A 23,153-nucleotide genomic window follows, 5' to 3' on the forward strand; every position below is an offset into this window, starting at 1 on the left:
CCGCGACGCCCACGCCGTGGGTGGCTTTCGATACCGGCGAATCTCGACGCGTGTTTTCGACGCCGGCGAAAGAGAGTGAACGAACCGCACTTATACAATGACCCGCAGCGTAGCCACGATCGTCATGAGCGACGACGACCGCGGTTTCCACACTGACGCATTGCACGTCGGGCAGGAGGAGCCCGACCCGGCCACGGGCGCACGCGCGCCCCCGATCTATCAGACGACCAGCTACGTCTTCGAGGATAGCGAGGACGCCGCCGCCCAGTTCGCTCTGGAGAAGGAAGGCCACATCTACTCGCGGCTGATGAACCCGACCAATTCCATCCTCCAGCAGCGCCTCGCCAAACTCGAAGGCGGCGTCGGTGCCGTCGCCACGTCCTCGGGGATGGCCGCCTTGAATCTCGCGACCTTCCTGCTCGCGGACGTCGGCGACAACGTCGTCACCGCCTCCGCCCTCTACGGCGGGACCTACACCTACTACACGCACACGGCCCCGCGTCAGGGCGTCGAAGCCCGCTTCGTCGACACCCTCGATTACGACGCCTACGAGGAAGCCATCGACGACGACACCGCCTACGTCCACTTCGAGACGATCGGCAACCCCGCCCTCGTCACACCCGACATCGAGCGCATCGCCGACATCGCCCACGACCACGGCGTCCCGCTGTTCGTCGACAACACCTTCGCGACGCCGTCCCTCGCCAATCCGATCGAGCACGGCGCGGACCTGGTCTGGAACTCCACGACGAAGTGGATCCACGGCTCGGGCACGACCGTCGGCGGCATCCTCGTCGACGGCGGGAGCTTCCCGTGGGACGAGTACGCCGAGAAGTATCCCGAGATCGCCGGCGACAATCCCGCCTACCACGGCGTCAACTTCGAGGAGCGCTTCGGTGACGCCGCCTTCACCTACGCTGCGATCGCCCGCGGGCTGCGCGATCTCGGCAACCAGCAATCACCCTTCGACGCCTGGCAGACCATTCAGGGCCTGGAGACGCTGCCGATGCGGATGGAGCGCCACTCCGCGAACGCGATGGCCGTCGCGGAGTATCTCGAGGACCACCAGGACGTCGCCTGGGTCAACTACCCTGGCCTGGAGAGCCACGAGACTCACGAGGAAGCCAGCAAATACCTCGACGGCGGGTACGGCGGGATGATTACCTTCGGGCTGGAAGCCGGCTACGAGGCTGCCCGGGACACCGTCGAGTCGACCGAACTCGCCAGCCTGCTGGCGAACGTCGGCGACGCCAAGACGCTCATCATCCACCCCGCCTCGACGACCCACCAGCAACTCACCGACGACGAGAAGGCCGCCGCGGGCGTCACCGACGACATGGTCCGACTGTCGGTCGGCGTCGAGGATCCCGACGACATCATCGCCGATCTCGATCAGGCGATCACCTGGGCGACCCGATAACGCCGGTTTCGAGACGCCGGCTCTCGGGTGGCGGTGATAGCGCGTTATATTCTTTGAGAATCGCTGAACCGACTGTCCCCTGTCGGTTTTCGGACGTGACATCCCCCGATCGAATCCCGGATGGGAAAACATTACCTTCCGGCCCTCCCACTGGTGTGGTGTGACAGACACAGATACCCCACCGTATCTAGACGAGGCGCTGCCGGTCGATCGACGCGTCGAGGATCTCCTCTCCCGGATGACCGTCGAGGAGAAGGTCGCCCAGCTCGAGTCGGTCCCGCCGCGCTGGATGGACGTCGAGGACGAGAGCGAGATGACGGCCAAAGCCCAGTTGCTCGACGAGGACGGCAATATAAACGAGGACAACGCCCGCGAGCTACTGAGCGACAGCATCGGTCACCTCACCCGGATGGGCGGTGGCGGGAGTCTCGAACCCGAGACCGCCGCCCGAGTCACCGAGCGCGTCCAGGAGATCGCCATGGAGGAGTCCCGCTTCGACATCGCAGCGGTCCCTCACGAGGAGTGTCTCTCGGGGTACATGGGTCCGAAGGGGACGACGTACCCCCAGGGAATGGGCATCGCGAGCACCTGGGATCCCGAGCTGGTCGAGGGGATGTCCACCCAGATCCGCGAGCAGCTTCGTGCGATCGGCACCCACCACGCGCTCTCGCCGCTGTTCGACGTGGCGCGGGACCCGCGCTGGGGCCGCGTCGAGGAGACCTTCGGCGAGGACCCCTACCTCGTCGCCCGGATGGGGTCGGCGTTCGTCGACGGCCTCCAGGGCGACGATCCCGAGGAGGGCATCTCGGCGACGCTGAAACACTTCGCCGGCCACGCCATCAGCGAAGGTGGCAAGAACCGCTCGACCGTCCAGATCGGCGAACGGGAGTTCCGGGAAGTCCATCTGTTCCCCTTCGAGGCTGCGGTCAAGGAGACCGACGCCGACTCGGTCATGAACGCCTACCACGACGTCGACGGCGTCCCCTGCACCGCCGACGAGTGGCTCCTGACTGACGTCCTGCGCGGGGAGTGGGGCTTCGACGGGAACATCGTCTCCGACTACTTCAGCGTCCGCCTGCTGAAGGACGAACACCAGGTCGCCCCCACCTACTACGACGCCGCGATCCAGGCCCTCGAAGCCGGTCTCGACGTCGAACTCCCACAGATCAAGGCCTACCAGCATCTGCCCGAGGCCGTCGAGAACGGCGACGTCGCCGAGGAGACGATCGACACGGCCGTTCGACGCGTCCTCAAGCAGAAGATCGAGAAGGGACTCATCGGCGACACCGGCGTCGACCCCGACCGCGTCGAGGAGGCCTTCGGCCCGGAGAAGAACCGCGACTACGCGCGCAAACTCGCCCGCGAGTCGATCACGCTGTTGAAGAACGACGACGAGTTGCTCCCGCTCGAGGGCGAGGAGTCCGTCGCCGTGCTCGGGCCGAAGGCCGACGCGCCCTCGGGCCAGCTCGGCGACTACGCCTACGCCGCCCACTACCCCGAGGCGGAGGTCAACCGCGAGATCGTCACGCCGCTCGACTCGCTTCAGGATCGTCTCGGTGCGGACGCCGTCGAGTACGTCGAGGGCTGTACGACGACCGGGCCCGAGACCGACGACATCGAGTCGGCCGCCGCGGCCGCCGAAGACGCCGATGTCGCCGTCGCGTTCGTCGGCACGCGCTCGGCGATCGCCCTCTCGGACGACGACGAGGGGATCGAGCAAGTCCCTGACCTCCCAACGAGTGGCGAGGGTGCGGACGTCACCGACCTCGAACTGCCGGGCGTCCAGCAGAAACTCGTCGAGGCCGTCAACGGGACCGACACGCCGCTGGTGGTCGTTCAGGTCAGTGGCAAGCCCCACTCCATCGAGTGGATCGACCAGCACGTTCCCGCCGTACTCCACGCCTGGCTGCCGGGCGAGGAGGGTGGCAACGGCATCGCGGACGTCCTGCTCGGCGAGCACAATCCGAGTGGTCGGCTGCCGATCTCGATTCCGAAGGACGTCGGCCAGTTGCCGGTCTACTACTCGCGTCGACCCAACAGCCGCAACGAACGCCACGTCTACGTCGATTCGGACCCGCTGTATTCCTTCGGTCACGGCCTCTCCTACACCGACTTCGAGTACAGCGACGTCACCCTCGAAAGCGAAGAGATCGCAACGACTGGCACCATTGAGGCCAGCGTCACCGTCGAGAACGCCGGCGACGTCGCCGGCCACGAGGTCGTGCAGGTCTACACCCACCAGCGCTGGCCCTCCCAGGCCCGCCCGGTCCAGGAACTCCGCGCGTTCGAGCGCGTCCACCTCGAGCCCGGCGAGTCCGCGACCGTGAATTTCGAGATCTCGGCGACGCAACTCGCCTTCCACGACCGCGACATGAACCTGGTCGTCGAACCCGGCGAGTACGAACTCCGCGTCGGCGCTTCGGCCGCCGACATCGAGTCGACTGCCGACTTCGAGATCGTTGGTGAGCCACGCGAACTCGCCCGGAGCGCCCGCGCGTACTTCAGCGAGACCGAGGTCGAGTAACGCCGTCTGTCGACGGGACGCCGTCCCGTCTCGATCGCCTGTCGAGACGCTCTTTCTCGCAGCAATTAAACCGATGCCGGCCGAACGGTCGGGTATGAGCGATCAGGAACGTACCGATCTCCGTATGCCCGACGAAGACGAGGTCTTCGCCGTCGTTACCAACATGCTCGGGGCCAATCGCGTGAAGGTACGGTGTATGGACGGCGTCGAGCGGACCGCCCGAATCCCGGGCAAGATGCAAAAGCGCATCTGGATCCGCGAGGACGACGTCGTGCTGATCGAGCCCTGGGACTGGCAAGACGAGAAGGCCGACATCACCTGGCGCTACGAGAAACAGGAGGCCGATCAACTCCGCGAGGAGGGCCACATCCAGGAATCGTGATGGACCAGCCATGACGGTGGCAGCCCCACCGACCGACGGCAGTCAGTCCCTGTCCAGCACTGCTCGCACTGTTTTCGCGGGGCACTCATGACCGAGTTCGGCCTGATCGACGACGAGGGAGCCGAGACGCCCGGCGACGAGTTCGAGGAGATCGACGTCGAAGACACCGAGGCCGACCGGATCGCCCGCCGACGGGATCGGGAGTTCAGCGAGTTCCGCAAGCGCATCAAGAACACCGAGCAGTTCAAGGTCGAAGCGTCGGTCTTCGATGACGCGACCTTCGCCGCGCTGTACAAACTCGTCCAGGACGGCTACATCGAGGCCTTCGGGGCCCCGATTTCGACTGGAAAGGAGGCCAACGTCTACACGGCGCTGTCCGGATCACAGTCCCGGAGCGCCCCGGACGAGTCGAGTAGCCCTGATCGGCGGTCCGCCGAAAGTAAAGCGGCGGAGCCGCGGGACGACGACGAGACGGAGCCGCGAGAGAATGACGACGAGACAGAGCCACGGGACGACGGCGGCCGGGGAACGGAGGGCGGCCACGAGGTCGCCGTCAAGGTCTACCGGATCAACGCCAGCGACTTCAAGGACATGCGGGGGTATCTCGACGGCGATCCGCGCTTCGAGGGGATTGGCTCGGACAAGAAGAAGGTCGTCACCGCCTGGGTCCGCAAGGAGTTCGCCAACCTCAAACGGGCACAGCAGGCCGGCGTCCGCGTCCCCAATCCGATCGCCGTCGAGCGCAACGTCCTCGTGATGGAGTACATCGCGACTGATGCGGAGGGACGGGCGAAACGGCTCAACGAAGTCCACATCGAGAACCCGGAGACTGCCTTCGAGGTGCTTCGGGAGTACATGCGCCGGCTCCACGCCGCCGGGCTGGTTCACGGCGACCTCTCGGAGTACAACGTCGTCTTTCACGAGGGCGAGCTCGTGGTGATCGACCTCGGCCAGGCCGTGACGGTCCACTCGCCCAACGCCGAGGATTTCCTCCGGCGGGACTGTCAGAACGTCGCGAACTTCTTCGCCGGGCAGGGCGTCGAGGTGACTGCTGATGCGCTGTACGACTACGTTACTGACGATGAGCAGCAAGATGACGGTTCGTCCACAGCGTCGAAGGGCACCTGACGTCGGGGTCAACCGTACGGAAGCAAATTCGAAATTTGCCCTCGGGCTGGTTGTTGTTCACCCGTGGACGGATAACTGTACGTCAGTATCGTATTGAACGCACGCAGTCACCGTTCGGTCTACAAATTGGGTACAACGATCTCTTCGAGACGGATTTCGGGATTTCGTTTGTGAACTACTGCATCACCTATCACTCATATATCTATACCATAACTAAAATCACTCAGTCAATACAGTAATATAGAAAATACTATATTGTAGGTGAATAGTTTTCTTGGTTATGGGGGATAAATGCACTTCCCGGGGGGGGGGAGCGGTAGTCTTCGCAGTATTGATCGCCGCATCGATGGTCGTCTCGCCTGTACTGGCAAGCGACCCGGCTGCAACAAAGCTATCGGAGCATCAGTCATTCGATTCAATTTCTGACTCAGTCAGGGACGCCGACGGTGCGTTTACAGGGACAGAATACCCTTCACGGGGAGAAGAGAACGGAAAAAGTAACGGGAACGGGAATGGGGAATCTCCCGGGAACGGAGGGCCACCGGGGAAGGCCGGGGACAATTTCACCGGACCGGACAGTAATTTGACGATTCCAGCATATATCGAGAATACGACTGTCGAGAATCTCGAGGTGCTTTCTTCGCTGGAACAGCGGGCCTGGGTTCTGGCACAACTCGAAGATGTCGACCCGACGAACCGAAAGGAAGACCGACGATTGACGGACGCATTCAAGTCGATAAACGAGTCAGTGCGTTCCTATGCCGATTGGTCCAGAGTCGAAGCGTCCGACCTGTTCGGTTCAGATCGTTCGGCACTGCAAGCACTCCGGCACGTCGGGGCCGATTCGACCGTGTCCAACGCAACTACTGCACTCGTCTTGTCCGATTGGTCACTGGCAACACAGTCGATCGCAGACGCTGAGCACGTCTTTGAGGAGTTTGAGGACGAAATCGAGACGCCGGGACAGCGACGAAAGGCGGAACGACAGATCGAAAACGCAAAGCGTGCGCTGGATCGTGGAGATGAGCGACGTTCCGACGAGAAACACGGACACAATCGGGATCGCCAGGCGATCAAGCACTACGAACAGGCCTGGAAACATGCACAAAAGGCGATCGAAGCCGTCGATAGCGAGGTCGGTATCACCTTGTCCGTTTCAACCGGACAGCACGAACCCAACAACGAGACAATCACGTATCCGGTCAGGGGGACGATCTCGGCACCGTCCGCAACGGTCGAATCTGTCGAGATTTACGTCGATGGTGAGCGCCACAAGACCGTCAATGTCTCGACCTCGATGATGCCTGGCATTCCCGAGCGCTTCGAGACGGAACTCGAACTGGCAACGACCGAAGCGACAGTCACCGTGGTTGCGAGGGACGAGTCCAGTGGCGAAGAAGTGTCCGAGACGATCGCCCTCGACGCACCGGGATTCGCCGACGAAGTGTATGATATCGAACTCACGGATCCCGAAAGTGGCGCGGAAATATCTGTCACCGGTGAGGGAATCGTCAAAAGCGATTTCGTGGTCGATCCCGTCCCGGCTGAGGAAAATCGTTCGTTCTATGCTGGTCCGTTCATCCACATCCGGAACTTCTCCGATTTCGAGAGCGCGACTGTCGAGATGCCACTCGACGACGATGTCGATCCGTCCGATGGAACCCTCTCGGTGTACAAGTGGGATCAACACGACGAGAAGCCCTGGCACGCAGTCGGGACTGACGTTCACGTCGAAAACGGGACGGCCGTCGCGACGGTGGATTCGTTCTCGTATTTTTCGGTGTTCTGGGTGGACAACTGGAACGATGCCATCACGGACACGGTGAACCTCGCTGAACACCCCGAATACGTCGCAAACGAAACCGAGGGATCGATAGAACCGACCGATCTCGCGTTTGTCATCGACGAAAGCGGGAGTATGGGTGGCGCTCGTATCCAAGACGCCAAAGCCTCAGCCAAGCGCTTCGTCGGCGGTCTCTACGAGGACGATAGGGCCGCACTCGTCAGCTTCGCGGGAGGCGCGACACTCGGACAATCACTGACGACCGATCACGGAGCAGTAAACGCAAGTATCGACCAGTTGAATGCTGGCGGCGGGACCAATACCGGTGCTGGACTCCAGAAAGCAGTTGACGAGCTCACCAGTAATGGTGAGGGCGACACCCAGGAGATCATCCTGCTCGCGGACGGCGGAACCGGCCTGGGCCCGGACCCAGTTACAATTGCTCAGACCGCAGATGAGCATCGGATTACAATTAACACGATCGGAATGGGGACTGGAATCGACGCCCAGGAACTGACGAGTATCGCCGATGCGACCGGCGGCGAGTTCTATCAGGTCAGCGATTCCTCGGAACTTCCAGAGGTGTTCGACCGCGTTGAGTAAAACCGGATTTCGCTGGTCGATTCCGACGAAGATGGAATCTCGGACGCAGTCGAAGATATGGAGTTGGGGATGACTTTCGGTCGTCCCGGGATGGTCGGGAGGCCCCCAGAACTCGAGCCAGACAATCCACGTACGGCTGCTGAAGAATATGTCGACGGCGATGCTACCGAGTTCGAGCGGGTGACCTACGAAGACGATGGCGACCCGATGGTCACCGCGAAGATGATCGACGCGAGTGTCCATCCCGGGAGTGGCGAGTCGGTGCGGAAGGAAGCGATTCGCCTCGGCGTGACGATTCCATCGCGGATCGATGCCGAAACGAAGGAAAATGTGTTCCATCTTAGATGGGGTGAAAACAGGAACCCGTACGGCTCGGAGGGCAAAGATGGAGACGTAGCAACTGGGTATGCCGCGGTGCATCGCAAACACCATGTTCCAGCCGAGGGTGGGTGCTTCATTGGTTGCTGGGTTCCAGGCCAGTCAAAACATCCAGATTGGCTCCCAGATGAAGATGCGATCAAGGACGAGGATCAGAAACACATCCTTCTCGAAAATGTCGAAGTCCATCTTCATTATTCGCATGACGTAGCCACCGAGGATATTCCGACAGAGTACGAATTACAATTCAAGCCCGGCGATTCGTCACGCGACATCCATATGTACAATAATGTTGGAGGGATCGATAGAGATGAAATCATAACCCAAACTGATATCGTAGTATCTGCTCCAGATACGGGTGAAAACAATTACCAATGGGAAGAACTCGGTATTCTCGAAGCAAACTTTGATGTGTCTCAGGATAGTCCCATTTACTTCGAAGCAAGAGATGAAGACGGTACGATCACGATAGAATCCGATGAGCCATATCTCTACGAAAGCACGGTGAAAACTAGGTTCCAAGAAACGTACGATGAGGCGATGAACACATTGGAAACGGGGCTTATTATGGCCGCGGGCGGTGGGCCTCTGTCTTCAGTAACAACATCTGCGAATACGCTAATCGTAAGTGGTAGCTATGGGACGGCAGTTGGTGCGTTTGTCCTTGAGGAGGGAACGGGTCAACTTGTTAATATAGCGGGTGGAGAAAGTAAATACAGCATGTACCATTCCGCCATCTACAAAAACACGTCTACGGGATTCACTTGGACTATCTCAGACGGAGACCCTACTGGAGGAACCATGGATGTCACTGTTCAAATAGCTGGTATAGGCCCCTCTGTCGTCCGTGTGAACGACCCACTTACAGACGAACAAGGAGACTGATGAAGATATGAAGCTCCCACACCAGACAGCTCTCATTGTGGGGTTTGCCGCCATAATTGGGGGTCTCTTACTGATTAGTGTGGGTATTTTCGGCGGATCAGGCGTACAGCCGTCCGAAGTCAACACGAGTGCCGACCCAAATGAACTGGTCGTGTCGCAAAGCGGTCTAGAGTTTGCCTCTGGTACTCTCAATTGAGAGGTCACAGCTCATTGCTGTTTTGGTCGATCGCTGGAGCAGTTCATCAAGGAACGCCTGGTAGTGCTCTGGATCAGCGTACTTCACCAGCCGAAGCTGGAGTATCGCCTCTAATCCCTCCGTTGTCCAGCGCATCCACTGGTTCTTGCATCGCTTGCTGACTTCGCCCATCAGCCGTTCGACGGGGTTCGAGGTCCACGGCACCTCGAACCCCTCGACAGCCTGCTCGGCAAACGTCACGATCGACGGCACCCACCGCCGAAGATACCCCGCAGCCTTCTCTGACCCGTACTGATCCAACTGCCACGCTGTCTTCTCGATACGCTCGGTCGTTCGCGCGATCCGCTCGCGGATCGCCGCGAACTCCTCTTCCGGCCGGTGCTTGGCGACCGAATTCTTCAGATGGAACACCTCGTCGATCACCTCCGAGACGATCTCGTTTCGTCGATCCAAGGAGAACACGCCGTCGTCCCAGAGGTTGTAGTCCAGTGTTCGGCCGACGTGGACGAGATCAAGTTGGTGATTGCGATTTTCGTCGGTAAAGGCCGTGACCATACCCTCCTCAGCGTCACTGACGACCGTCGCGTCGTCAGTGACTGCGTCGATGTCGTCGAGGTCGGCGGCTGTCTCGTCCCAGTCAGCGTTGACCGAGAGATCCAGCAGGGAGCGGGACTCCTCGGCAGTATCTTTGCCGAGCGTGGCTTGGACGGAGTGGTACGAGCGGTCGTCGTCTTGACTGTGACACTTCGTGGCGTCAGGAATAACCGCATCAGCGTCTGTGTCAGCGACACAGTCTGGAAGGAACTGTTTGAGCTTGCTGCCGTATTCTCTGGCGCGGCGGTTGATCGTGGTCGGCGACGGCATCTCCGAGAGGATGCCGTCGCCGTGGTCAGCGGCGTCACGATAGCTGAGCGAGGTAGCGAGATCGACGCTCTTGGCCGCAATGTCCTGCTGATAACGGTTTTCTCCGTCGAAGCTAAGAACATCTTCGACGGGGCGGAAGTAGCTGGGTTCGTCGTGGTCAGCGGCGGTATCTTCGACGTAGTGAAGGTCGAATTCGTGCTCACCGGCGGTTGTGACGGCCGTGCGGGTATCGGTACCGGCGCGTTGGTAGCGCTGGTCACCGTTGCCGTGGGCGTGTTTTTCACCACAGAGCGCCTCGACGCGAGCCGCGTCGAGGCTCTCGACGAGTCCTTCGAGAAGAACTGATTCGATGTTCTGATCGGTGATGAACTCGGCAAGCGTGGCCAGCGGTATCGTTTTGTCGTCGTCGATGCTAACGGTCAACCGCACGTCGATTGTGGCGTGCATGGGGCACCTCTCGGAGTGGACACCAGAGGCGTCCCCTTCCTCAGGGGAGTCAGTTACTGAACTCTAGAGGACTTTGCGACACGACCAATGAACTGCTTGTCCAGACATTTGATCGCCTGGAAACAGTAGATTATCGACGGATTGTCTCATTTAACACAAGTGACTATACCAAAGTTGTCCCCCGGAGTTATTATGAGGTATCAAACAGCGATCAGCGGGCAAAAGCAGGAATGATTAATGGTACTGATGGATCCTTCGTCCCAAAGCACTACGAAAATGGCGCGATGGGATGGGGAGGTCCGAATTGGAGTCCAATCCTGAATTACGACGGATGGAACGGGCGCTTCACAGCCTTCACCCCGAAGGTAGATGAGCTCAGTGAAGCCAACGCGACGGTACGGAAGCGAAGCGCCGAGGAAATTATCGTTGCAATTCCAAATGCGATGTCGGTATCTCGCCCAGGGAACCCCCCAAACCGAAGTGAACGGTGGGTTTTCACGATTGATACCCAAACAGGAAATCTCATCGAGGATGAGTGGTGGATAACTCATCAGGATGGAAACCAAACAGTTGTCCGTAACGAATACGAGTACGGAATTACTATCGAGCGGCCCGAGAACATTCCGTTCAGCGTCGAAGAGTACTACTACCGGTTCCTCGCGATGGACCTCTATGAACAACTCGGACTAATCGCTGGAACGTTGTTGATCGTCGTCGGCTCTGTCGTCCTCTATCGGGAGCATCCACTCCATCGGAAACTGCGGTGAACTCCGGAACGAACCCGACAGGGCGGAGCAATCTTGGATCTATTCGCTGATGGCTGACACTGTCTCGCACGCAGCTTGCTATCAGTGAAACAGAAGGCATTTACTGTCTATGAACCGAGCGGATCGCATGAGTAGATTCATCGCCGAAACTCGACCCGGGCGACGCTTCCAGGCCATTTCTTGGGTAATCCTCGGCGTCGCTGCCATTGATTACGTTGGCATTATGGACGTGACCTCGATCAATGTGTATCTTTTTCTCTCAGGGGCGGCTACTATCGTTGCAGGAATTATCGATGCCCGTCTCACAGACGAGCACCGGATTACTGACAGCGATGGGTAGCGTGTGACACGACGGACAATGGTGGGGGACGCTCTTCAGCCGCTGATCGCCCGGGGACGACTCGCCGAACCGTAGTACAAATAAATTTGTATAACGGCAATCGTAGTTGTTTAGTGAGGGGCCGGCGAAGCGAGTGTTCGCATGGTCCAGCAGGTCCAAAAGCGCGACGGGACTGTGGAACCGTTCGATCGCTCGAAGATCGCGACCGCTATCCGGCAGGCGTTCGCGGCAGCCGAAACAGCGCCGGACACCGGGATCGACGCCCTGACCGATGCGGTGGTCGATCGCCTTGATTCCTCGGGCGGGACGGTGGCCGTCGAGACGATCCAGGACTGCGTCGAGCGGACGCTCGTCGAGGCTGATGAGTACGCGGCCGCCAAGCGCTACATCCTCTATCGCCACCGCCACGCCGAATTGCGTGATCTGGAAGGGCTCGTTGCAGGCAACAGTGGCGACCCAGCGGGGAACGACCAAGGCCCCATCGACGCCTACATCGAGCGGGAGGACTGGCGCGTCCGGGAGAACTCCAACATGGATTACTCCCTGCAGGGGCTGAACATCCACCTCACCGAGCGCACTATCGAGGACTACTGGCTCGAAAAGCGCTACAGCGACGAGGTGGCCGCGGCCCACGACGCGGGCGCGATCCACATCCACGACCTGGGCGTGCTGGGGCCCTACTGCGTCGGCTGGGATATCGAGGATGTCCTCCGGGAGGGCCTGAAGGGCGTCCGCGGGAAGGTCGAGTCCGCGCCCGCCAACCACTTCGACGTGGCGCTGATGCAACTCGTGAACTTCCTGTACACGCTGCAGGGCGAGGCCGCCGGCGCGCAGGCCCTCTCGAACTTCGACACCTACCTCGCGCCGTTCGTCCACGAAGACGACCTCGACTACGAGGAAGTGCGCCACCAGCTCCAGCAGTTCGTGTTCAACCTCAACGTCCCGACGCGGGTCGGCTTCCAGGCACCCTTCACCAACCTCTCGATGGACCTGACGGTGCCCGACCACCTCGCCGACAAGCCGGTCGTGATCGGCGGCGAACCCCGGGACTCGACCTACGCCGACTATCAGGACGAGGTGGACCTGATCAACCGCGCCTTCGCCGAGGTGATGCTGGAGGGCGACGCGAAAGGCCGGCCGTTCACGTTCCCGATTCCGACCTACTCGATCACCGAGGACTTCGAGTGGGACAACGAGACGCTCGATCCCGTCTGGGAGATGACCGCCAAATACGGCACGCCATACTTCTCGAACTTCGTCAACAGCGAGATGGACACCGGCGACGCCCGCTCGATGTGCTGTCGACTCCGCCTTGACAACCGCGAACTCGAATCCCGCGGCGGCGGGCTGTTCGGGTCGAACCCCCTGACGGGGTCGATCGGGGTCGTCACGATCAACCTGCCCCAGTTGGGCTACCGGGCCGACGACGAGAGCGAGTTTTTCGACCGACTCGAATCGCTGATGGACGTGGCAAAGCGGAGCCTGGAGACCAAACGCGACGTGCTGGAGCGCTACACCGAGCAGGGGCTATATCCCTACGCGAAGTTCTACCTCCGAAACGTCAGGGAGGCCCACGACAGCTACTGGGCGAATCACTTCTCGACGATCGGGCTGATCGGCACCCACGAGGCTATTCTCAATCTCCGTGGTCCGGAGTCGGGGATCGACACGGCCGAGGGGAAGGCCTTCGCCGAGGAGATCCTCGAATTCATGCGCGATCGGCTTCGGGAGTACCAGGCCGAGACCGGCCACATGTATAACCTGGAGGCGACGCCCGCGGAGGGGTCGTCCTATCGGCTGGCCCGCCAGGATCGCGAGCAGTTTTCGGACCTGGCCGTCCACGCCACCGACGGTCTCGGCGGCGACGAGCCGATCTACACCAACTCGACGCAGCTGCCATTCGGCGCGGAACCGGACCTCTTCGACGCGCTGGACCACCAGGACGATCTCCAGACGAAATACACGGGTGGCACGGTCTTTCATGGCTGGCTCGGCGAAGCAATGCCCGACGCCGAGTCGACCAAGCAACTGGTCAAAACCATCGCCGAGAACTACGAGTTGCCCTACTACACGCTGACGCCGACGTTCTCGGTGTGTCCGACCCACGGCCATCACAGCGGCGAGCACGAGACGTGCCCGGACTGCGGGGAATCCTGTGAGGTGTACTCCCGCGTCGTGGGGTATCTCCGGCCGACCGAGAACTGGAATCCCGGCAAGCAGGCCGAATTCGACGAGCGCGCGGACTTCCGGCCGAGCGTGGCGGACTGATGGAGTTCGGTGGCCTCCAGCGGACGACGCTGTCTGACTTCCCCGGGCGAGTCGCCTGTGCGGTTTTCACCGCGGGCTGCAATCTCCGGTGTCCGTACTGTCACAACCCCGAACTGATCGACGGTAATGTGGCCCCCTCGAACGATTCGGCGCTTCCCGAGGACGAGTTCTTCGCCGTGCTCGACGACCGGGAAGCCGTCATCGACGGCGTCGTCGTCACCGGCGGCGAGCCGACGCTGCACGCGGATTTGCCCCACTTCGTCAGCCGGATCACCGACCGCGGGCTCGACGTGAAACTTGACACGAACGGGACGCGGCCGGCTGTCCTTCGCGAGACGCTCGACACCGGTGGGGTCGAGTACGTCGCGATGGACCTCAAGACGACACCCGATCGCTACGGGGAACTCGGGGCCGACGCGGGCGAGGCCGTCGAACGGAGCGTCGAACTGATCCGTGCCACCGGGATCGATCACGAGTTCCGAACGACGTTCGACCCCGGCGTCGTCTCCGCCGCGGACTTCGAGACGCTGGGTGAGTTGGTCGGGGACAGCCGACTTGTCGTCCAGTCTGTCGACACCGCGACCGTTCTGTGCCCGGACCGCGTCCGGGAGACGCCGGTCGATCCGCTCGCGGCCATTGGCGATGCCGTCGGTGAGTGTCCCTCGCAGATCGACCACCGCGAGTGACAGCCGCCGCGGACGAGCCGTTTCTGGGGCCGCCACACATATAGTTTTGATTACAGATTCATGGCCCGATGAACTCACTCGAGATCACGCTCCCTAGTCGCGGGTGTGGCTCCCATCCTGACGAACGGCTTCTTCGTCGCGATCGAGTGGCCCTGACGTGCGCCCGCCAGTACACCGGAACGGAGTTCGTCGGAATGGTCACGGTGACGGATCTGCTGGAATCCGTGATGGGCGAGGTCGACGACCCGATCGACACACTGTACCTCTCTGGTCCCGAGGACAGCTGCGTCGCCGTCGAACAGTCTGGCGGTTCATTCTCGACGGGTGTTTTTCGGGCCAGTTCTGTGTCGTTCTCTCCACCGGTCAATAGCCCACTATAGCTCTCCTAGAAGGATCTTTGAGAATGCCACAGCTGTGGGATCTTGGGACCACGAGACGTGAACCGACTGTCCAGCGACTCGTTCGGCCCCAACCAGACACTCACATCCCTGCCATGACAGCGATCACTCACCCGACGATCGAGGCCGCACTTACCGAGATCGACGCGGAACGCGAGATCCTCGTGACCGAGCGCGAGGCGTTTCGATCCCTGATACGGCGCGTCAGCGAGGTCGCCGTCGAGACGCCACAGACCACGGCCACGGGGACCGCCGTGGCGACCACGATGCCGGTCCAGGCCCCCTCCTCGAGTCTGTCCGAGATCCGGACGGCCTATCGCGAGACGGTCATGGCCGTCCCCCACTATGAGTCCGAATACGGCGAATCGCTCCGGGAGAACCTCCGCGTCGAAGTCGGTGGGTCCCTCGCGGAGCAGCTTCTCGACGGCGATGCGCTCACCCGGCCGATCTACGACGCGTTCCTCGGGGCGGTCAGACGGGCGATGGACGAACGCCGACGCGTCAAGCAGTACGTCGAACGCGAACGGGACAACCTCCAGCGCTTCGACGCTGCACTCACCGAGATCGAATCGGCAGTGATCGAGGCTGGGGCGGAACTCACGTCCGCCTCGGGAACGCAGTCGCTGTCTCGTATCGACGCCAGACTGGCGACCCTTCAGTCGCGGTGTGAGGACCTCGCGACCGACCGTCAGCAACGCGTTCACGACCGTCCCGAGACGACATTCGACTGGATCGACGGACTCGGGATGTTCGAATATCTCTACGCCGACCTCGAGACGACGACGCCGGTCCTCTCTGCGATCGCGTCCTGTCTGGGGACGATCCGGGACCACCGACGACGCTGCCTGCGTTGATTCCTGGTCGGGCTCGTCCGGTCAATCCTCGACTGTGAGTGGCATCGACGCCAGCCGCGCCGCGCCGATCGAGGTGAGGCCACGGGCCGTCGTCGAGTCACGCGCTCGTCGATCGTGGGCGAGTTCGAGTCCGTCCTGTGTGGCGATCGGGACCAGCCTGACGTCCGTTCCAGTCGGCCCGACGTCGAGGAGGAGATACGACTGCGGGAACGAGCAGGTCGTCGGCGTCGCGATCTCCCGCACACCGCGATCGACGCCGGTCAGGGGGAGGTGGAAGTGGCCGGTAAGGACGAGCGACGCGTCGCCCTCGGCGAGGACGTCGACGAACGCTTCCGTCTCGCGCATCGTCGGCGGGATCGCCATGTCGTCGACGACGCGATCGCGGTGGCGACGAAGCTGCTCGGTCACCGAGGCGAGGTTGTGATGGACGACGATCAGCGGGTCGTCGGTCCGCTGTAGCTTCCCCGCGAGCCACTCGCGCTGGTCGGCGTCGACGTGGCCGTCGTGGGTGTCGGCGAGGCGATCGGCAGTCCCGGCGGAGTTCACCCCGAGCACGTCCAGTCCGCCCACCGCTTCGTGGAAGGGATAGGAGCCGGGGCCGAATCGGTCGGCGAAGTCCGCGACGGCGATCGCGTCGTGGTCGTCGCCGTCCTTCGGGACGTCGTGGTTTCCGGGGACCGCGTACAGCGGGACGTCGAGCGCCTCGAGGGCGTCCGCGACGGCGTCGGCGTTCCAAGCTTCACCGTCCTTCGTCAGGTCCCCCGGCGAGAGCACGGCGTCGACGTCTCTACTCGCGATGTCGTCGACCGCGGCTGTGAAGTGCTCGAGGGAGTGTTCGAACAGCTTCGAGGTCCCTTCCGCTCGCGTCGAGACGTGCGGGTCGGCGATCGCCGCCAGCCGAACGGGTTCCGGCGCGCTCGGCCGGTCGAGACGCGCCATCAGCGTCCCCCGCTTTCCGCCAGTTTCCGGGTCTCCGGAACGGAACTCGCCGCCAGTCATCCGTCCTCCGGGAAGAAATCCGTCGGGTCCGCGTGACGAAACGTCGCCAGGTGGGTTCCGTCGAGCAACCGGACGTGCGTGCGGAGTTCACCACGCTCGCGTGCCGCCTCGGCGAGTTCAGCGACCTGATCGAGGCCGACGGCCCCGGCGAGGACGACTCCCCGCTCGGTCTCCTCGTCCCGGAGTCGCGTGACGAGGTATAGCTCGCCCCCGGCGACGGTTCTGAACACCTCGTAGCGATCGAACGACCCGCCCTCGAGGAGTGCCGGGAGCCCCTCGCCGACACTGTCGGGGACAGTGTACACCAGCCCCGTGCGCGCCGCTGAGTCACCCAATTCGATCGCTGCGACGTGATCCGCTCGAACCTGGCAGACGTCCCACCCGTCCACCCGCAACGTCGCGGCCAACGCCGCGGCCTCTTCGCGGACGTGCTTCCAGACTGTTTTCTCACCGGCTGTCGTTGCTGACATCGCCTCACTTTTCGATCATATGTGTAAATATTTGCTGGAACAGCACCGTCTATATTCGGCTATATAGGCTTATAGGACGGAAATTGGCGATATTATGCGACTGTAGTTCTATTACCAAATTCCTTATGTTTGGGGAGTAAACTGGCGGTCGATGCCACGTGACACGACCCGCCGTGGGTTTTTGACCGCAGCCGGCGCAGGCGCGATGACTGCAGTCGCCGGCTGTGGCGCGAACAGCGAACCGACGGATCAGGACACGCCGGCCCAGAACGACCCCGGAGACGAATCGGCCGAGGAGACGCCGGAATCGACCGTCGATACGGACCACTCGACCGAAGAGGCCACCACCCACTCCGGTGGGGGAACGCTCCAGATGATGGCGGATGGGTCGGTCCAGACCCTCGACCCGATCAACGCGAAGGGGTCCGGTGCGGGCTACAACCAGTACAACCAGCAGCTCATGTACTTTCCGGACGGCCACTATCCGCCCGAACCCGCGCTCGCCACGGGCTATGAGGTCTCCGAGGACGGACTCACCTACACGTTCGACCTCCGTGAGGACGTCACGTTCCACGACGGCAGTGAGTTCACTGCCCAGGACGTCGTCTATTCTTACCGGCGACTCGCCGAGTCGCCCAATTCCCGGAACAAGGACGACATCGTCGGCGAGACGCTGACGATCGACCACGAGAAGGACGCGACGCTCTCGGAACCGACCGACGAGGAGACGCTCGAGGACGTCGTCCCCGGCAGTCTCGCCGTCGAGGCAGTCGACGACTACACCGTCGAGGTGACACTCGCCTCCCCCTTCGAGTACACGCTCTTCCAGATCGCGGGCGGCGCGTTCGCCATTCTCCCGGAGAACGCAGTCGGCGACATCGAGGGCTACGACGGCGAGTACGACTACAACGAGTTCTTCAGCACGCAAGGTGGCGGCCCCGCCTTCGCCGGAGCGGGCCCCTTTCGGGTCGACTCCTGGCAGAAGGGGAGCCAGATCACCCTCTCGGCGTTCGAGGACTACTACGGCGGCGAACCTGACCTCGACGCGATCACGTTCACCGTCGTCTCGAGCGGGAACACGCGCCTCCAGCGGTTCCAGAACGGGAACGCCGACATCCTCGAAAGTGTCCCGACAGCCTCGTTCAACCCTTCCCGCGTGACGATCGACCGCGAGGAGGGCAATCGCTCGCTCGGGTCCTACACGCTCGACGACGGGACCGAGGTCAACTACGGCGAGATCCCGGCACTCACGACGGAGTACATCGTCTTCAACACCCTGGCGGTTCCCCTCCCAGTCAGACGCGCGTTCGCGTACGCGATGAACCAGCACGACATTGCCGAGAACGTCTACAAAGGGATGGGCAAGCCGGGCTATCACATCGTGCCGCCGGCCGCCTATCCCACATTCGAGGACGGCCAGTCCGGCGAGGACGCCTACGACCGACACGCCGAGAACGGCTACGAATCCAATACCGACTTCGCCGCCGACGGCTACCCCTACGGCTACGGAGAGACCCAACTCGACGACGCTCGCCGGGTCATGGAGGAGGCAGGCTACGACGCGGGCAACCGCTACGAGGTCACCGCGACGACGATCACGGGCGACAGCGGGTACGAACAGGTGTTCACGCGACTCCAGGCGAAGCTCCGATCCGCCTACATCGACGTCGAGATCGAGGAGGCGGAGTTCGGCACGATCATCAGCCGCGCCATCTCCGGGGACATGGAAGTGTTCGGACTCGGCGACGGCATGGAGTACCCCGGCCCGCAGAACTTCCTCCGGTTTCTCCACGGCCAGAACCCGTCGAGTCAGTTCACGCGATGGGGGGCCGAGGACAGTTACGCGACCGAGGAGTACCGCCAGATCGCCCGGGAGGCCTGGGACGAAAACTACGCCGCCGAGGGGACGACACAGGCGGACCACAACGAGGCGTTCCAGACCGTCGAGGAGATGAACTGGGCGTCCGTCCAGGAACTGCCCTTCCTCCACCCGATGAGCCAGCGCTTCTGGCACGACGCGGTCGACGTCGAGATGTACGGCGTCATGGAGAACCAGGCCTTCGACGACACCTCGCTTGGGCGCTAATGGAGGCAACTTCGAGGGATGCACCGCTGGAACCCATGGCTTCGAACGCTGTGTCGCCCGCGGGCGATCGATCCCGGACGAGTCACGAGCAGGGTGAGTCCCGGTGAGTAGACTGGGCTATCTCGCCAAGCGCCTCGCGATGGCGATCCCGGTCGTCTGGCTCGGGACGACGATCACGTGGTTCGCCATCTTCATGGGGCCGATCGACCCGGCCAGCCGGTTGCTCAGCGAGGGCCAGACCCGCAACCCGGCCGCTTACGAGGCCGCCCAGACCCAGCTTGGATTGAACCAGCCGCCACTCCAGCACTACGTCGACTGGATGAGCAACCTGCTCACCTTCGACCTGGGCCAGACGTGGCTGCTGTACGAGGGCTCGAACGTCAACGCGCTCATTTTGGACTTCCTCCCGCGGACGCTGTGGCTCGGGCTGTGGTCGGTCCTGATCGCCGTGGCGATCGGCGTGCCACTCGGCTTTTACGCCGGGCTCCACTCGAACTCGCTGTCCGACTATCTCGCCTCTCTCGGCGGGATCGTCTGGCGGGCGATGCCGAACTTCTGGCTCGCGATCATGCTGCTTGCCGTCCTGAGTATCTCGCCGACACTGTTCGGATTCACGTTCCAGTGGGAGTCGCTGCTCGTGCCTCTCGACTCGATTTCGGGGAGCCCGGACATGTCCCGGATCTGGACCGTCGACGGGTTCCTGGCGGCGACCAAGAAAGTCCTCCCGGCGGCGCTGGTGCTCGGGTCGGCCTCGATGGGCAACGAGATGCGCATCGGCCGGACCGCGATGCTCGAAGTCCGAAACGAGGCCTACGTCGACTTCGCGAAGGCCAAGGGCGTCTCCGATCGCGTCCTGGTCTGGAAGCACATCTTCCGGAACGCGCTGGTCCCGCTGATCCCGATCATCACCAGCGAGGCCTTCCTGCTCATCGGCGGATCGGTACTCGTCGAAACTGTCTTCGGAATCAACGGTATCGGTTACCTGTTCTATCAGGCAGCTATCCAGGGCGACCTCCCGCTCGTCGGGACGCTGATGTACGTCTTCATACTCATGACTGTTGGCATCAACCTCGTTCAGGACGTACTGTATACGATCATCGACCCCCGCGTCGGCCTGGAGGGGTCCTGACGTGTCCGACGTCACCCCCTTCGAGGACCGGCGACTGTTCGGGACGCTCGGGGTCGACGCGACGGTGTCCGTGTGGCTGGTCGTCGGCGTCGTCCTCTTCGCCGTCGAGGCGGGCGCGGTCGCGAACTTCCTGACCGGCCTGCTCGCCGATTTCGTCGGGGCACTTCCGACGGCCGGCAGCGACGGATCGCTGCTATCGAGCGCCACCGCAGTCTTCGACGCCGCACAGCAACAGACGAACACGATCCCGACCGTGCTCTCGCGGGACGTCGTTCCGAACGCCGGCCACTGGAGCGGGAAGCGGTGGGTCGGAACCTTCCTCGGACTCTCTCCGGGCGTCTCCTGGGGGATTCGCGTCACGCTCGTCTACGCCTACGCGTTCACCTGGGTCGCCTGGGCCGGGTTCGGGTATCGGTACTACCGCCGGGAGATCAGAGTCGCCGACTGGACGCCACGGGACGACGTGATCGATCGGTTTCGGTCACATCGGTGGGGGGTGTTCGGCGCGCTCGTCGTGTTCATGTTCGTCGTCATGGCGGTCTTCGCGCCGACGCTCGGCCCGACGACCGTCGAGCAGAACATGCGCAACTCCTATTCCTACGAGGTCGACTACTGGGACGAAGAGACCGGTTCCGTCGAGTCGATCCTGGTCGGGGAGGCCAACCTCGACTCCCAGTCGACCGGCGACAGCTCGCGGGTGATGCCGATGACCTACGACGACTACGGGCGATTCCATCCCTTCGGGACGATGCCCAACGGCCGTGACCTCTTTACGTTCATCGCGGTCGGCTCGCGCATCTCGCTGGTGATCGGCCTCCTCTCGGTCGGCCTGAGTGCCCTCCTCGCCGTCTCGCTCGCGCTGATCGCCGCCTACTACAAGGGCCGGGTCGACCTCGGGACGGTCCTGATTTCAGACGGCGTGATGGCGATGCCACAACTACTCCTGTTGATCATGCTCACGACTGTCCTCGCCGACACGTGGATCGGCGAGGTTTACAGCGGCGGGTTCGTGCTCGCGCTCATCTTCGCCTTCACCGGGTGGACGTACATGTGGCGCTCGATCCGCGGGCCCGCCCTCCAGGTGTCCGAACGCGCCTGGATCGACGCCGCCCGGAGCTTCGGCCAGCGCCCCCGGACAATCATGCGCAAGCACATGCTGCCGTACGTCACGGGCTACGTCCTGATCTACGGCTCGATGACGCTCGGCGGGGCGATCATCTCGATCGCCGGGCTCTCGTATCTCGGCCTTGGGGTCGCGCCGCCGACCCCCGAGTGGGGCCGGGCGATCCAGCTCGGCCAGGACTACGTCACCACCGGCTCCTGGCACATCTCGCTGATCCCGGGACTGCTCATCACGCTCGTCGTCACCGGGTTCAACGCCCTCGGCGATGGCGTCCGGGACGCGATCGACCCACAGTCAGACAGTGCGACCGGCGCGGCGGCCGGCCGAGGTGGTGGCGCGTGAGTCGCGGTGCCCTCCCTGGCCAGACAGGGGGAGAGACCGCATCGACGTCTCGCGACCGTGAGCCGCTGTTGTCCGTCTCCGACCTCCGGACGGTCTTTTACACCGAACGCGAGACGATCCACGCCGTCGACGGGATCTCCTTCGACGTCCACCCCGGCGAGACGGTCGGCCTCGTCGGTGAATCGGGGTCGGGCAAGTCCGTGACGGCACGGTCGATTCTCGGCCTCGTCGACGAACCGGGCGTCATCGAGAGTGGGGAGATCCGATTCAAGGGCGAGGACCTGGTCGAGACCGGGTGGGACGACGCCCGCGGCGACCTCGCGATCGTCTTTCAGGACCCTGGCAACTCCCTCAATCCGGTCTACACGGTCGGTAATCAACTCAAAGAGGCCCTCTCGATCCACCAGGGGCTGACAGGGGCGGCGGCGACCGAGCGGGCGATCGAACTCCTCGAGGCTGTCGGGATTCCAGACGCCCCGCGCCGACTCGAGGAGTACCCCCACCAGTTCTCCGGCGGCATGGCCCAGCGCGCGGTCATCGCGATCGCGCTGGCGTGCGATCCCGACTTGCTGGTCTGTGACGAACCGACCACCGCGCTCGACGTGACCATCCAGGCCCAGATCCTCGATCTGCTGGCCGACCTTCAGCGCGAGGCGGACCTCGCGATCCTCTTTATCACCCACGACATGGGCGTCATCGAGGAGACGGCCGACCGGGTGAACGTGATCTACGCCGGCGATATCGTCGAGCGCGCGCCGACTGACCGTCTCTTTGCCGACCCCGAACATCCCTACACCGAAGCACTGTTGGAGAGTATTCCCGGACGAACGCCCCCAGAGAAGCGCCTGCCGACGATCGAAGGGGAGGTGCCGACGCCGAACGGCCCCGCCGAGGCCTGCCGGTTCGCGCCGCGGTGCCCACTGGCCGTCGAGGAGTGTCGGACGGCGGTTCCCGACCCCGTCGAAGTTTCGACCGGCGTCGATCACACTGCCGCGTGTGTCTTCGCCGGCGACGAGGGCGGGCAGACAGGAGGTGAAAACGAATGACCGCCTCGACCCCGTCCGGCGACGCGACCGCGGTC

At 62.6% G+C, this 23,153-nt stretch carries 19 protein-coding genes; 16 read left to right on the forward strand and 3 right to left on the reverse strand.

Features of this window, described 5'->3' with window-relative positions:
* The first annotated feature begins 124 nt into the window (after positions 1–124).
* From HTIA_RS07075 to HTIA_RS07100, 6 genes are all read left to right on the forward strand, one after another.
* Complete coding sequence (locus HTIA_RS07075; protein ID WP_008526102.1) at positions 125–1,420, forward strand: O-acetylhomoserine aminocarboxypropyltransferase/cysteine synthase family protein; 1,296 nt, start codon at positions 125–127, stop codon at positions 1,418–1,420.
* Positions 1,421–1,658: 238 nt separating this feature from the next.
* Positions 1,659–3,944 (forward strand): glycoside hydrolase family 3 N-terminal domain-containing protein, encoded by a 2,286-nt coding sequence (locus HTIA_RS07080; protein WP_044951004.1) that lies wholly within the window; start codon positions 1,659–1,661, stop codon positions 3,942–3,944.
* Positions 3,945–4,038: 94 nt separating this feature from the next.
* Complete coding sequence (eif1A, locus tag HTIA_RS07085; RefSeq protein ID WP_008526098.1) at positions 4,039–4,326, forward strand: translation initiation factor eIF-1A; 288 nt, start codon at positions 4,039–4,041, stop codon at positions 4,324–4,326.
* An 87-nt stretch (positions 4,327–4,413) separates the two neighbouring features.
* On the forward strand, positions 4,414–5,454 hold the full coding sequence (locus HTIA_RS07090) for a serine protein kinase RIO (protein ID WP_008526096.1): 1,041 nt from the start codon (positions 4,414–4,416) through the stop codon (positions 5,452–5,454).
* Positions 5,455–6,085: 631 nt separating this feature from the next.
* Positions 6,086–7,840, forward strand: coding sequence for a vWA domain-containing protein (locus tag HTIA_RS07095; protein ID WP_158413119.1), 1,755 nt, complete (start codon positions 6,086–6,088; stop codon positions 7,838–7,840).
* 180 nt (positions 7,841–8,020) lie between these two features.
* The gene (locus tag HTIA_RS07100) at positions 8,021–9,103 is read left to right on the forward strand and encodes a hypothetical protein (RefSeq protein ID WP_148290938.1); all 1,083 of its coding nucleotides are present in this window, start codon (positions 8,021–8,023) and stop codon (positions 9,101–9,103) included.
* 166 nt (positions 9,104–9,269) lie between these two features.
* On the opposite strand, the gene HTIA_RS07105 is transcribed toward HTIA_RS07100, so the two are convergent.
* Complete coding sequence (locus tag HTIA_RS07105; RefSeq protein ID WP_008524214.1) at positions 9,270–10,610, reverse strand: ISH6 family transposase; 1,341 nt, start codon at positions 10,608–10,610, stop codon at positions 9,270–9,272.
* A 230-nt stretch (positions 10,611–10,840) separates the two neighbouring features.
* On the opposite strand from HTIA_RS07105, the gene HTIA_RS16325 reads away from it, so the two are divergent.
* From HTIA_RS16325 to HTIA_RS15445, 6 genes are all read left to right on the forward strand, one after another.
* Positions 10,841–11,377, forward strand: coding sequence for a hypothetical protein (locus HTIA_RS16325; protein WP_021029622.1), 537 nt, complete (start codon positions 10,841–10,843; stop codon positions 11,375–11,377).
* Positions 11,378–11,504: 127 nt separating this feature from the next.
* Positions 11,505–11,717, forward strand: coding sequence for a hypothetical protein (locus tag HTIA_RS07115; RefSeq protein ID WP_008525833.1), 213 nt, complete (start codon positions 11,505–11,507; stop codon positions 11,715–11,717).
* 141 nt (positions 11,718–11,858) lie between these two features.
* A complete protein-coding gene (locus HTIA_RS07120) occupies positions 11,859–13,985 on the forward strand; it encodes a ribonucleoside triphosphate reductase (RefSeq protein WP_008525834.1) in 2,127 nt (708 codons plus the stop codon).
* A complete protein-coding gene (locus tag HTIA_RS07125) occupies positions 13,985–14,671 on the forward strand; it encodes an anaerobic ribonucleoside-triphosphate reductase activating protein (protein WP_008525835.1) in 687 nt (228 codons plus the stop codon). Before HTIA_RS07120 ends, HTIA_RS07125 begins: the two co-directional genes overlap by 1 nt.
* A gap of 68 nt (positions 14,672–14,739) precedes the next feature.
* A complete protein-coding gene (locus HTIA_RS07130; protein ID WP_008525836.1) occupies positions 14,740–15,051 on the forward strand; it encodes a hypothetical protein in 312 nt (103 codons plus the stop codon).
* 113 nt (positions 15,052–15,164) lie between these two features.
* Positions 15,165–15,923 (forward strand): DUF7260 family protein, encoded by a 759-nt coding sequence (locus tag HTIA_RS15445; protein ID WP_008525837.1) that lies wholly within the window; start codon positions 15,165–15,167, stop codon positions 15,921–15,923.
* Between the two features lie 21 nt (positions 15,924–15,944).
* Here the strand turns inward: HTIA_RS15445 and HTIA_RS07140 are convergent, their stop codons facing one another.
* Together HTIA_RS07140 and HTIA_RS07145 are read right to left on the reverse strand one after the other, a co-directional pair.
* Positions 15,945–16,922: a metallophosphoesterase family protein gene (locus HTIA_RS07140; protein ID WP_020936192.1), complete on the reverse strand. Its 978-nt coding sequence runs from the start codon at positions 16,920–16,922 to the stop codon at positions 15,945–15,947.
* Positions 16,919–17,392 carry a DUF7529 family protein gene (locus tag HTIA_RS07145; RefSeq protein WP_008525839.1) on the reverse strand — a complete coding sequence of 158 codons (474 nt, stop codon included), beginning with the start codon at positions 17,390–17,392 and terminating at the stop codon, positions 16,919–16,921. The genes HTIA_RS07140 and HTIA_RS07145 overlap by 4 nt, the downstream gene beginning before the upstream one ends.
* Positions 17,393–17,543: 151 nt before the next feature.
* Here HTIA_RS07145 and HTIA_RS07150 point away from each other — a divergent pair, with 151 nt between their 5' ends.
* The 4 genes from HTIA_RS07150 (at position 17,544) to HTIA_RS07165 (ending at position 23,118) form a co-directional block, all read left to right on the forward strand.
* Positions 17,544–19,478, forward strand: a complete 1,935-nt coding sequence (locus tag HTIA_RS07150; protein WP_020936193.1) for an ABC transporter substrate-binding protein — start codon at positions 17,544–17,546, stop codon at positions 19,476–19,478.
* Positions 19,479–19,581: 103 nt separating this feature from the next.
* Positions 19,582–20,607: an ABC transporter permease gene (locus HTIA_RS07155; protein ID WP_008525841.1), complete on the forward strand. Its 1,026-nt coding sequence runs from the start codon at positions 19,582–19,584 to the stop codon at positions 20,605–20,607.
* 1 nt (position 20,608) lies between these two features.
* On the forward strand, positions 20,609–22,072 hold the full coding sequence (locus HTIA_RS07160) for an ABC transporter permease (protein WP_008525842.1): 1,464 nt from the start codon (positions 20,609–20,611) through the stop codon (positions 22,070–22,072).
* Positions 22,069–23,118, forward strand: a complete 1,050-nt coding sequence (locus HTIA_RS07165; RefSeq protein ID WP_008525844.1) for an ABC transporter ATP-binding protein — start codon at positions 22,069–22,071, stop codon at positions 23,116–23,118. The genes HTIA_RS07160 and HTIA_RS07165 overlap by 4 nt, the downstream gene beginning before the upstream one ends.
* Positions 23,119–23,153 lie beyond the last annotated feature (35 nt).

The sequence above is a fragment of the Halorhabdus tiamatea SARL4B genome (assembly GCF_000470655.1).
Classification (GTDB): Archaea; Halobacteriota; Halobacteria; order Halobacteriales; family Haloarculaceae; genus Halorhabdus; species Halorhabdus tiamatea.